Origin of the sequence: Arenibacter catalasegens, assembly GCF_002909235.1 — a bacterium.
Taxonomy (GTDB): Bacteria; Bacteroidota; Bacteroidia; order Flavobacteriales; family Flavobacteriaceae; genus Arenibacter; species Arenibacter catalasegens.
Genome location: NZ_PHQQ01000017.1, coordinates 70669 through 84059, shown reverse-complemented (window position 1 = coordinate 84059; position 13391 = coordinate 70669). Strand labels below are relative to the sequence as shown.

The 13391-nt window shown below is 39.0% G+C and carries 6 protein-coding genes; all 6 read right to left on the bottom strand.

Annotation, left to right across the window (positions count from 1 at the left end; all coding sequences use genetic code 11):
* Positions 1-4: 4 nt before the first annotated feature.
* Positions 5-3091, bottom strand: a complete 3087-nt coding sequence (locus tag CWD90_RS13925) for a SusC/RagA family TonB-linked outer membrane protein (RefSeq protein WP_103476681.1) — start codon at positions 3089-3091, stop codon at positions 5-7.
* A gap of 71 nt (positions 3092-3162) precedes the next feature.
* Positions 3163-4671: a parallel beta-helix domain-containing protein gene (locus tag CWD90_RS13920; protein ID WP_103476680.1), complete on the bottom strand. Its 1509-nt coding sequence runs from the start codon at positions 4669-4671 to the stop codon at positions 3163-3165.
* Positions 4672-4682: 11 nt separating this feature from the next.
* Positions 4683-5873, bottom strand: a complete 1191-nt coding sequence (locus tag CWD90_RS13915) for a cytochrome-c peroxidase (protein WP_103476679.1) — start codon at positions 5871-5873, stop codon at positions 4683-4685.
* A gap of 239 nt (positions 5874-6112) precedes the next feature.
* Positions 6113-6970: a LytR/AlgR family response regulator transcription factor gene (locus CWD90_RS13910; RefSeq protein WP_103476678.1), complete on the bottom strand. Its 858-nt coding sequence runs from the start codon at positions 6968-6970 to the stop codon at positions 6113-6115.
* Between the two features lie 272 nt (positions 6971-7242).
* On the bottom strand, positions 7243-10251 hold the full coding sequence (locus CWD90_RS13905; RefSeq protein WP_103476677.1) for a DNA polymerase III subunit alpha: 3009 nt from the start codon (positions 10249-10251) through the stop codon (positions 7243-7245).
* 394 nt (positions 10252-10645) lie between these two features.
* Positions 10646-13351: a putative LPS assembly protein LptD gene (locus CWD90_RS13895; protein ID WP_103476675.1), complete on the bottom strand. Its 2706-nt coding sequence runs from the start codon at positions 13349-13351 to the stop codon at positions 10646-10648.
* Between the last annotated feature and the right edge of the window lie 40 nt (positions 13352-13391).

Below are 13391 nucleotides of genomic sequence, written 5' to 3'. Positions count from 1 at the left end.
TGTATTAAAAGTTGATTTTTAGGTTAACTCCATAACTCCTTGTTGAAGGCAGAGATGAGTGTTCAAAGGCAGTACTGGCCGGGCCACTACTATAGGTTGCCTCGGGATCTATATCACCGGAGGCATTATATATAAAGAGTAAGTTTCTGCCAACAGCCGATAGACTTGCCGATTGAATAAACGTGTCTCGCAACATGGTTTTAGGAAAATCAAAAGTCAATGCCACCTCTCTAAGTTTAACGTTGGTAGCATCGAGAATGATGTCTGTGGCAACTTCATTTGAAAATATATCTGTAAACTGTTTTAGTAGAGCACTGGTTGAATTGTCATTTTCAAAACCAGTAAATTCATTGATGCCCTCCTCAATAATTCCGTTTTCCCTACCTACTAAACTACGGGCATCAGTTCCGAAAAACAGACGATACCCTCGACCGTACGAATAATACTCCCCGCCAACTTGGGCGCTGATAAGCGAACTTAAAGTAAAGTTCTTAAAGCGTATCTTATTGGTAAAACCACCATACCAATCTGGATTTATATTTCCCAAGGCTACACGTTCTCCTCTTTTGGCGAGGCCATCATTGCCGATTATTTTTCTTCCGAAATTATCCCTCAAAAAATCATTGCCATATATGGTTCCGAATTCTTGGCCTGGTCTTGCTTCAACGGAAGCGGTCCAGAGAGATCCTAGTGAAATGCTTTCCAGCCCTTCATTTAATGTAACTACCTTAGAGTTACTTTTGGTAAAGTTAAATCCTAGGTCCCATGAAAAATTTTCAGAATCAAAAGGAATCAGATTCAATTGGGCTTCAATACCCTTATTTTCAATTTCTCCTGCATTGATCACTTTTGACGAATACGCCGTAGCTCCTGAAATTGGAACTGCCATAATTTGGTCTGTAGTATTCGTTTTGTAATAGGTGACATCCAATTGAATACGGTTCTTTAAAAAGCCTAGATCAGCTCCAATTTCCCATGACTCGGATGTTTCCGGTCTTAAATCAAAAGAGGGAAGACTTCCTGAAATCGAAGCTACGGTATAGGGTAAGGTTACCGTTTGATCAACGTTGTAAACTGCCTGCGTTCTATACGGGCTGGTGTCGTTCCCCACTTTGGCAAAGGACCCCCTTAGCTTTCCCTGGCTTAATATGTTGGAATTGATGCCCAACAATTTCGTGAATAACAAACTCATGTTCTCGGAATGGTACCAATACGAATTATTCGCCTGCGGTAATGCTGAAGAATTATCATTTCTTAAGGTAGCATCGAAATATAAAAAGCCTCCGTAGCTAAATTGACCTAGGCCATAGTAGGAATAAATAGCTTTTTCTGAAATTCCTTCAGAGGAAAATGAATTTTTATAATTGCTGATTCTATAAAAATGGGGAACCTTGGCGTCATTACCCGAAATATTTTTATAGCTACTGTATTCATTGCGATAGTTGGCTCCCAAACTTAGGGTTACATTGAAATCCGAAATGTTGGTCGAATAAGTTCCTAAGATGTCCGAGTTCCAGATATTGCTTTTACTGTCATCATGATTGTATGAACCTAATCCGTTTTGAACTGCCTGTGCCCCAGTTGCCCCATAACTTGTAAAATCGTTTATAATATAATCCATACCCGATTTTGCCGTGATATTGAATTTGTCATCAATCTCCCAATTTGCGGAGATAAAGCCTTGAAAATGATCTTTTTCATCAACATTTCCAGCATTTTCAAGTGCCCAAAACGGGTTGTTGAATGTATTGTCCAGATTCCATTTGATTTCTTCTCCGTTTGCGTTCACTGTATTGTTCTTGACATCTGCCAGACGGATATCCCGTGGCATTAAGGAAAGTTGTAAGGCCGTATTACCACTACCTTCTGCCAGTTGCGGTCTATTTTTTACTTTTGAAGTGATGTAGGTCATTTTTCCATCAACGCTAAATCTATCGGTCAATTTAGAAGAACCTCTTAAGCTCAATGTCTGTTTGGTCAATGTATTGTTACTGACGATGCCTTGTCCATCCTCATCGGTTATTGACAATCTAAAGGAGCCTTTATCACTTCTGCCTTCAAAAGCCAAGGTGTTCGACACTGTAAATCCGGTTTGATAAAACTCTTTATATGGATCCCTATTTGGGTTGGGAGAGTAGGTGTCTTGCCGTCCCAACCAGTTGGTATAGGCTTGTCCTTCCATCTTTGGGCCCCAGCTCCATGAAAAGGGATAATCTAGAACGGGTCGTCCATCGGCATTTATCGGCGCAAAATCGCCAAATGCTCCAGCACCGTATTCGTTTTGAAAATCGGGGGTTAAGGCAACATCCGAAAATGAGAAGGACGAATTTAATGAAATACCAACACCATCCTTTTTAGTTCCCGACTTGGTAGTAATCAAAATAACCCCGTTCATACCCAGCGAGCCATAGGCTGCGGCAGCACCTGCCCCTTTTAGGACACTTATGGTTTCTACGTCATCAGGATTGATATCCGATAGGGCATCCCCACTGTCGATACCTCCGCTTGCACCTGCTCCACCCGAACCGTTGCTAATTGGAATACCATCCACAACAACTAAAGGTCTATTGTTTCCGTTAATCGTAGTGATACCCCTTAACAGTATTCTACTAGAGCCATCAACTCCAGTATTGGATTGAGTAATCTGTAAACCGGAGACTTTTCCTGAAAGGGAATTCATAACGTTATTTTCACGCGCCACGTTGACTTCCTCAGACGATACCTGGGAGATGGAATACCCAAGTGACTCTTTATCCCTTTGGATGTTCAGGGCCGTAACCACTACCTCGTCTATCTGTTCGGCATTAATTTCAAGGAAGACATTTATAGTCGTTTGATTTCCAAGGGTAATTTCCCGGGTAGTATACCCAATATAAGAGAATTCAATAATGGCATCATTGCTGAGATTCGCGAGGGTATAATTTCCATCAAAATCTGTGGTCGTCCCGGTCTTGGTGCCCTTCACCAATACACTTACGCCTAAGAGCGGCGTATTCGTATCTTTTTCTAGCACCTGACCAGAAATATTTTTTTGTGCCTCGGTAGTAATTATAGTGCCAAATACGGCCAATATTAGAATTAGTTTGTTCATATAATTGTGTTTGGTGGTTTGTTTAAGTTATTGTCCGGTAATAATGAAATTCCATTGCATATTGGAAAAATTTAATTCCTCAGTGCCAGAATATATTCTGCTACGGCCATTTTAGCTTCGTCCGATAAATAGTTCTGTGGTGGCATTTCAGGATAATCCTCCCTAAGGTTTTTGGGATTACTGATATAATCGACTATACCTTGGGGGTTATCGTGGTGAATTGCTTGAAGGATTTCGGTTGGAGGACCGATCAATCTGGTGCCAAAAGCATGACAACCGGCGCAGACGCCATAATAAGTAAGTTCGCCCAGTTCTTCTTTAGAAACCGATCTTGGTGGCACCGGAGACGGAGTCATCATCGTTGGTATATCTTTGGTATCGGTTATTTGTGCGATGCCATAATTATCCAAACCAAAAGTTCTATATCTGTTCTTATCCCTAATCGTGCTTCCGGTGCCTCCGCCATAAGCGAAAATATCTGGCCCTTTAGAATCCATTTGAGTAAGCATTATGGCTTTTATTTCACCAGTTGGGTCATTCCCGTTATCAAACATGATATTATCAAGAATTACCACCCTGTCAGGGTTTCCTTCGGAATTTGGGTCATTGGCTTTTGGGTCGCCTGTTGCAAGGTCAACAATGGTAATCCCAGTATTGTTATTTCCCGTTATGATATTATTTTCTACAATTACATCATCCGCGGCCATAATTAGAATTCCTGTGCCAGATGGAATTCCTGCAACGGTTGATCCGGGGGCGCCAAAGTTTTTGTGGTTGTTGTTTACCACAAAATTATTGCGCAGTATAACATCAAAGGTGGTCTTTATTGGTAACCCAGGTGTTACAAAGGCTAGTAGTCCTCCCGTATTGTTGTGGACATAATTATTCTCTACCAAACAATGTCTGGAATTTTCAATTTCAATACCCGCAACATTATCAAATACTTCGTTATGTAGTACATCAACATTATCGCACATACCTACATAGATAGCGGCATCCGCTATTTTACTCAGTACATTATGTTCAATAAGTCCGTTTTTTCCATATTGTGGAAAAATGCCATAAACACCGGTGTCAATGATCCAGTTATTGCGGATTATAAAGTTGTTACCAGCCTGGCCCATTACACCGTTGCCTTTGTAGTTGATGATTTTAAAATTCTCTATTAGAATGCCATTGCCAGAATAAAGGAAGGCATCATTTATTTCCTTTTTACCGTCCAGGGTGGGCCATTCTCCATTGATGACGACTCCTTGTAAGCTAATATTGTCCTTATCAATGTAGACGTTCTCCGAATACGTTCCCGGATAAACACGGATAAGATCACCTTGAATGGCTTGTTTTACGGCATTCTGGATAGATGAGCCATTCTTAACTTCTATAATATTTCCTGTAAATTCTTGACTGGAGGCTATTTGAGTAGTGTCATTGGATAGTCCAATGTTTCTATATTTCATTGTTGACGGAATCGGAACTGTCTCTACACTTTTTGGTCCAAAGAATGATTTTCCGATAAATACCCCAATGCCGATGAGCAAAAGAGCGGTGATGATTTTTACAAAAGGCGATTTTTTATTCATAATTTAATTGATTAAGTCGATATTTTAAGTCCCGAAGGAAGTGCCTCAGGAACTTTTGGTTTAAAAGATTCGTCGGTCAAGGTTTTAAGAAAATCTACTATGCGGTCTAATTCGTAATCGGTTAAATTGGGTTCCCAAATATGCCAGTGTATCAATAAGTTTTCATCCTCCGGAATAGCATGACCCCTTCCGTCTGTATAAAATTGAACGGTTTCACGAAGGGTTTGGAATCTTCCCGAGTGCATGTAAGGAGCAGTTTGGACTATATTTCTAAGACTTGGAACCTTAAATGCCCCTCTCAGGCTTTTGTCCTCAAAAGGGATTTCGGCCCCTGGATCTAATGGTAGTCCATCTGGTTCGGGGGTGCCTATAACGGCAAATTGTTGATTGGTAAAAAGGGGAGGGGTATGGCATTCGGCGCAACGGGCTACGAACGACCTAAAAACATTAAGACCTTCTATTTCATTTTTATTCAATGCTTCGTCGTACCCATGGGCATATTGGTCATATTTACTGTTTAAAGAAATTAAGGAAGATTGGAAGGCGGCAATGGCCTTAGTAATTTCTTCGAGCACTATAGGCACGTCATTATTCCTATTGGGATATGCTTCTGCAAATAATTTTCTATAATTTTCTATTTCATTTATAGTCCGGAGTAAATTCTCCGGTGTATTTCCCATTTCTTCCTTGGAAAACAAAGGTTCCAACATCTGCTCCTCCAAAGTTGAGGCCCGACCGTCCCAAAACAGCTTTTTTAAATAACCTACATTATAAAGGGAAGGTGCCGCTCTTTTCAATCTATTCCCATCCTTACCCCGGCTAGTTGCTAATCCATCGCCTAATCCTTTGTTTGGATCATGGCAGGTTGCACAGGAAATGGTTTGGTCGGCTGATAGAGCGGGGTCAAAAAATAAATACCTTCCCAAGTCAATTTCTTGGGGAGAAAAACCATCGCGAATCTCTGGTAGGGCAGATTTTAACCCACCAACACCCGCTTTGTTGGTTATGGCATATTGACTATATAGATTCTTGGCTATACATTCATTATTTGCATTCAACTTAAATCCGGGAGGGCAAGTGCTTTTTAGAAGTGGAACAGGATAGTAGGCTGTGGGTCTTTGGCCTGAAAAAAATACAAGTGCTAAGATACCTAGAATTGACCCAGGTATAATTATCCTTAATATGACCCTACTTTTTTTCACTCGGTTTTATATTATCCTTTGTTATTCAATAAAATTTTTGACTATTAAACCCAAGCGTGCTAAACCGCAATAGTACAATTGGATTGATGGATTGTGTTGGAGCTAAATAGCCTAACATTTAAATAATATATTCCATTCATCGCGTTACACAAATACAGTGTATTTGCACAAATTAACGATGGTGTTTCAACTACCTATTATGTCTATGAAATTATGTGATGAAATAGCCCTATTTGGGATTAATGGGACATTTTCTTTAGTTGGAGGACCTTTTCAAAGCTGGTCTTGTAACCAAATGAAACAGGAATTTTTTCTTCTGGGGTATATTGGATACTTAAGGTGTAGCCTTTTTTTGTTTTCTTTACAGAGTTGATATGTGCTGTATTGACCATATAGGACCTGTGGATGCGAATTACCTTGGAGTCTTTAATAATTCCGTCCAATTCCTTGAAACTCATTCGAATGAGTTCCTTGTTGAATTTTTCTCCTTTGAGGTAAAAGAGTTCTACATAATTTCCTGCAGATTTAATATATAATAATTGGTTATATTTTATAGCTAATAAAACTTTATTGTTTTCCCCATTTAAGATCAACAGATTGCTGTTCCCTTCCTTACCAGAGCTTTCTATATTAAATTGAATTTCTTCTTTAAAGGAGGATAATTTTTGTTTAATCTGGGCGTACCATAAAAACAATGTGTATGGCACTACCACAACAAGACCTATTTGTCTAAACGTTATTAAAAATTCCCAAATACTTTCTTGAAGAGTCGGAATAGGAGGGCTATAGGTAAGCTCAAATATAAGGGCCATCAATAGCATTTCCATTAAGCCCCACGGTAACAAACTATAAATTTTAAATCTCTTAGGTCCAATTATTGTGCGCAGTACAAACTGACTAAAAATTAGTACCATGAAGCCTATTAGGATAAATTCCCAATAATAGTTTTCGCCCCATTCACTTATTTCATATGGGGCATAGAGCTTTATAAAAATGAACGAATAGAGGCAGATAAAACCAATCAATAATAGTTTGTTCCTGGTGGAATCAAGAAAAGGAATATCCTGTTTTAATATAGCTTCAATACGCTTCCTCATAGGTTGGACCGATTATAAAATCAAATCGCTGCAATTTTTTTTGATATCACAGGTTAAATATAATAACTACATCGAATCTAGTGAAAATAGTTTTTATCGGAATGCCCGCTTGGAATTATCTTTAAAGTACTTTGTAGGTTATTGTTTTCCTCATTTTGTTATATTCTGGAAGAATCCGTTTAAGAATCTGAAACTAATCTAAAAACTTTACGTTAGTGGAGCGGGATCAACGTCTTTACTAAACTTTACATGGAGGTCAGATTGTGAGAGTTTTATTTCTTATCTGAATTTAGTTTTAAAACGCTGGTTTTCATGTCGGCATACCTTGGATCCGGAATGTAGTCCTGCTTTTGCATTTTTATGACCTCTACACTTAAGAAGCCAAATTCGCTCACCACTTTTCCATAAAATCGATAGATCGCTTTTCCTCTGAAGAAATATTTTGCGGCCACAGGGGGGAACAGTACGGTATCAAAAACTTCCCCATGTTGATCTACCAATGTGGCAAAATTCATTCGCGTCCCTTTGTGGGTACGGGTGTTTTTTACCGTCACCAGATATCCGTATAGATCAATATTTCTCCCTAGGTAAGCTTCTAAGTCTCTCTTGCCGAGGTTGTTAGTAGGTAGAGTTGCCAAAATATCAAATGGACTACAAAGGGTGAACCCCATAAGTTCCCATTGTGTAAAGGCCATTTCGAGATCCGTAGAATACAATTTAGGGATCTCAAAATGTTGATGTTTGGCAGTAAACAGTTTGGGTTGGTCCAATTTGGTGTTTTTGGATAAGGATAAATGGGCTTGCCACAAGAGTTCGTGTTTGTTTATATCGGTAAACTTAAAGGCATCAATACGTATAAGGATACTCAATTGATCAATAGAAATAGAGACTCTATCCAAAAAATTGGCCAATGATAAAAAAGGCCCATTTGCATTTCTTTCGGATACTATATGTACTACCACTCGTCCTTCCAATTCCCTTAGGTACATAAATCCGAGGTATAGCTCAGTACCATAAATGCAATTGAGCATAAAGCTTTTATTAATACAGGGAGAATGTATCTTGGCTCCCAGCATTCTGGCTTCGTGGATATAGAACTCGGCACTATAAAATCCTCCTCCATTATTAAGCACGGCCACCATATATTCTAAAGGGTAATAAGCTTTTAGGAATAAGGTTTGATAACTTTCAACAGCATATGATGCGGAATGGCCTTTGGCAAAGGCATAGCCGGCAAAACTTGCGACTTGCTCCCATATTTCAAAAATGAGTTTATCGTCATACCCTTTTTGTCTACAGTTTTCCACAAACTTGTCCTTTACTTTCTGGAACTCTTCCCTAGAGCGGAATTTACCGCTCATTCCTCTTCTTAGAACATCTGCTTCACCCAAAGTAAGATCAGCGAAATAGTGGGCTACTTTAATCACATCTTCCTGATATACCATTACGCCGTAGGTTTCGGGCATAATGGACAACATTACGGGATGTGCCCTTTCCTTAGCTCGTTTCGGATCCCGATGGCGCAGTATGTATTCCCGCATCATTCCACTTTTGGCCACACCTGGCCTGATGATGGAACTGGCAGCAACCAATCCCAAATAATTGTCAACCTCCAATTTTTTTAGCAACATACGCATCGCAGGTGATTCTACATAAAAGCAGCCCATGCACTTGGCGCTCTTTACCAAATTATTAATGAAAGGGTCATTTTTGAATTGGGCAACATCATGAATGTCGAAGGTGCTTATTTTGGCTGGTTGATTATAACTTATAATTTCTAATGTTTCTTCGATTTTTGCCAAACCCCGTTGGGACAGAATATCAAATTTAAAAAGCCCAACGTCTTCGGCAATCACCATGTCGAACTGTGTAGTGGGATAACCCTTTGGAGGCAGGTGGGTGGCAGAGAAGTAATGAATTGGTTTTTCGGTAATTAGTATACCACCGGCATGGATACTTAAATAATTGGGCATCCCTTTGATTAATTCTCCATACTTAAGTACCAATAAAGCAACTTTATCCAATTGGGAAACGTTGTATTTCCTATCACACAAAATATCTATTTCTTCTTTGGGCAGCCCAAACACCTTGCCCAATTCACGTATGACCCCCTTTTCTTGGAAAGTAACATAAGTACCTAGCAGGGAAACATTGGGAAAACGTTCAAAAATATATTGGGTGATGGCTTCGCGGTCCTTCCAAGAAAAATCAATATCAAAATCAGGAGGGTTAACGCGGTAAAGATTAATAAAGCGCTCAAAGTAAAGGTCGAGCTCTATGGGGTCCACATCTGTAATATGAAGTAGGTAGGCCACTATACTGTTGGCACCACTTCCCCGGCCCACATAAAAGAAACCTTGTTTCCTGGCATGGGCAACAATATCCCAATTGATAAGAAAATAGGAAACAAATCCCATTTTTTTTATCAAGTCCAATTCCTTTTGTAGGCGCTCCAGAATTACGGAGCCTATTTCGGTATGTTTGTACCTTTCTGGCAAGCCTTCTTGGCATAATTTTTCCAAAAGTGCCTCGTCCTTTTTGGTGTCACCAAGGTAAGTGACTAGGTTTTGAGGTATTCGATCTTCTGAAAAATCAAAATAGATGTTACAGGATTGCATTAACCGTTCCGTGTTTTTCAATATAAAATTATATTCAGAGAAGGCTGTTGTAAGGTCGTTTATCGGAAGCATTTTTTCTTCCGGATCGGCTTCTTCCGATTGGGGCAATTTACTGAGTAGTATATTATTGTCAATGGCACGTAATAAACGATGAGCATTAAAATCACGTTTATTTCTAAAAGTTACCGGTTGTTGTACTACTAATTTATCCCTGTATGCTATAATTTTGGAAAAGGGAAGTCGTCTTAGATCTCTAATGGAAATTCCAATAAATTCGTGTTCTAAAAGAGTATTTTGTTTATTCAATAGTACTTTTTCGAACGGATATATTATATAAGCATCTTTAAAAGTAGGTGCCTGGGATTCAATTGTTTTTTCATTATTTAGGTGGTCGGACAAGAAATTGTTTAGCTCCTGATATCCGTTGTTGTTTTTGGCTATTCCTATAAAACATTGATCTACCCCATTTCTAAAGTCGATTCCTAAGATTGGTTTAATTCCAAATTCCTGGGCCTTACGTACAAAATTTAAGCTTGCAGATGTATTATTGATATCTGTAAGTACCAAATGATCCACCTGGTTTTCTTGGGCCAACATCAAGAGCTCCACCTCGGATAGGGTGCCAAAACGCAAGCTGTAATATGTATGGCAGTTTAAGTACATTTTTTTACTTCAGGATGAATGGGCCCAACAATGTTAAACGGTAAAAGAGTTTATTTTGGGATGTATTTAAAAAGATGATCAACAAGGGTATGATTTTTTATTTACGTGCCCTGCTGGTATTTTCGAATCGTCCATTTGGCCCGATAGGCTTATGCCATTTTTATTCTGCTTATGGTACATCGGCATTAATATTTAAAGCCAATATTCCAATAGAGCCCTCTTTTTTAAAGATAATATTTTATTGGTCTATTTTGTTGTGGATTATATAATTTTAAATGTTTCCCACACCAAGGGGATTAGCCACAAATGGAAGTTGCAAAATTATGTGGTTTAAAGCCGTGGTCTAAAATTTGTCCGCTTAAAAAGGTTTGAAGCCTAAGAATTTAATCTTCGACTAGTTGGATTTACTCCTGTTTTCCCACTTCAAATCTTTTAAAATGGAACTCTTAATGCCTATAAAGAAGTACCAGCGTTTGTAGGTGCCAAATGGGGTCCAGTTAAAATTCATCCTAAAACTCTTCAGATCACGTTCAAAACGTAATTGGGTAAGGGTAAACCCTTTGTTCTCCAAATCGTAACCTGAAGATCCTCCGATTTTCCATCTTGGGGAAAGTTGAATGTTTCCAGAAAACATTAAAGAATGGCTGCCTATGGTGTTTTGGCGGTTAGAATTACTATAATTAACCGCATATGATAATCGTAGGTCCCAGGGTAATTTTGTTCCATAAATGGGATTTTCTACATCTTCAGAGTCTTTCTTTTCGTCATCGCCGGGCCTATTTTCGTTAAAGTCATTGGCCCTACCAAAAAGGTCGTCATCCCTTCCTCCACTTGATGCAACATAGTCGTATTCATTTTTATCGTCTTCCTTTTTTTCATCTTTCTTTTTTCCAAAAGTCTTACTGTCCAGGGAGTAGCTAAGGTTGGCCCGGGCAGAAGTAAGTCGAAACAAACTACCTCCATTGTCGGCGTTAAAGGTATTGATGCGCGTTCCATTATTGTCAATGGCATAAGGATCTAGACTGGCGCCAAAGTTAATGGCCATCTTATTGTTTAGAATATTTGTTCCTCCGGTCAAGTTCAATGGACTTAATTTTAAGGAATCCGCTTCAAAATTATATCCCGTAGAGAGGTTAAGGTTGCTCAATAGCGATATTTTTTTAGGTTTAGTTGCAGTAGAATCTTTGTCACGCACCTTGGCCTCGAACTGGTTGCCAAGGGAAAAACTCATAGAACTGGATTGGGTTAGACCCGGTGCCCCGTTTAAAGTGCCCTCGAACCTACTATAAAGTTCCAATTCATCATTGGCTCCAATATAGCTGTCATAGTATTGTTCAAATGATGGAGCGTAGCCATAACTTAAAGACGGACGCATAACGTGCCGGATTGCCTGAATTTTTTTGTCGTCGCCAAAATTGACCAGTCCGTATAAAGTAGTCCCAATACTGGTACTAAAGTTATATTTGTTGTAACGGTCGAACCCATTAAGGGTATCCGTAATAACTTCTCTTTTAGTTTCTAGGTCGTACCCTCGTTGATAGGTCTCTATAGCCCAAACATCTTCATAGGAACCGCCAACACTTATACTAAAATGTTTTGCCACTTTAAAGTTGGTACTTAGGGGAATAGTATGTCTAGCCCCAAAAAGTGAATTTTCGAACATCCTACTGGTTAAAAAATCCTCTTCTGTAGTCTTAATGCTATTTCTGGCATTTAGGTTATACTGAAAGTTTACATTTTGAATGATACCCTTTTTTATGCCTTCACGGGGTGCAAATGGATATATACGCTCCATACTGGCTTGCAAGGTGGGTAAGGTTACATCTACTGCACCAGTATTGGTGTTTTGGTTATGTGTGGCCGTTAAACTAAGGTTTACGGATGGATATTCAGGAAACGTCTTTGAATAAGAAATGGACGATGATAAATTGTTCACCTGAGTATTTGGTAAATTCTGCTGAAGCAGGGAATTCCTATAATAGGAACTACTCCCTAGGTTAACGGAAGCCTGAAATCTAGAATTTGGATTGCTTTTTGCATCTTGGGCATGGGAAACCTGAATATTGTAAATAGTGGTCCGGCTATAATCACTAAAGCCTTTTTGACTTGTGACCAGATTTTCATATCTAAAGTTGACATTACCCCGATATTTATATCTTTTGGTATAAATGGATTGTGTTCTAAGACCATAACTCCCGTTGGTGTATAAATCCCCGGTGAGCGTAAGATCTACATAGTCGTTTACGGGGATGTAGTATCCACCATTTTGCAGAAAATACCCCCTATCTGGATCACTACCAAAAGTAGGCATCATGACTCCCGCCGATCTGCCCATAGTTAAGGGGAAATAAGCAAAAGGAAGCGCTACTGGTGTGGGCACATCCGCAATGTACAGGTTGCTGAATCCGGCAATTACCTTTTTGCCAGGTACAAATTTGGCCTTTTTTACACGAATATAATAATCAGGGTTAACAGTATCTTTGGAGGTGGTTAACTTACCTTCGCTTAGAAAATAAACAGAATCGTTTTCCTTTTTGGTAATCTCCGCGTAAACCTTCATTGCATCGCTTCCCAATTGTCCCAAACCTGCCTGCTGCTCCGTTCTGGAGTTCCAAATAATAGCTTTTTGAGTATCAAAATTAAACCTGATGGAGTCTGGGATTACTTCATTCGTTCCCTGTTTAAAAAACGGCAGTTGGGTGTAATTTCCAAGGGAATCCTTAATGCGCCCAGCGTAGACTTCATTTTTAATATAGTCCATTATAATGATACCTGCCTTTAATTCGGTATCTTGATAATATAGTTCAGCTTCATTGTAAAGATATATTTTTTGATCTTTTTGGCTCATTTTCACATAATCCTTGGCCTTGTATTTAATTTTGTCCAAGAGAAGGGGTTGTTTGCCATTTAAGGAGTCTATTTTTATAGAATCGGTTAAAATAGTGTCTTTTAATTTTGGATCTGGTAAAAGTGGTGCAATTATTGTATCTCTATGAGCAACAATGGGCAATGGCTTAATCTGATCTTCTTGGGCAAAGGCAGTAATGGTGCCAAATAATAGCAGCAATAGGAAAAGTACATGATGTTTATTTGATTGCAAAGCTATATATCCTATTTTTGTAACGGTTTAGCTACATTTT

Coding starts and splice junctions, on each gene's coding strand:
- CWD90_RS13925 (WP_103476681.1), bottom strand. CDS start 3,091: ATGAACAAACTAATTCTAATATTGGCCGTATTTGGCACTATAATTACT.
- CWD90_RS13905 (WP_103476677.1), bottom strand. CDS start 10,251: ATGTACTTAAACTGCCATACATATTACAGCTTGCGTTTTGGCACCCTA.
- CWD90_RS13920 (WP_103476680.1), bottom strand. CDS start 4,671: ATGAATAAAAAATCGCCTTTTGTAAAAATCATCACCGCTCTTTTGCTC.
- CWD90_RS13910 (WP_103476678.1), bottom strand. CDS start 6,970: ATGAGGAAGCGTATTGAAGCTATATTAAAACAGGATATTCCTTTTCTT.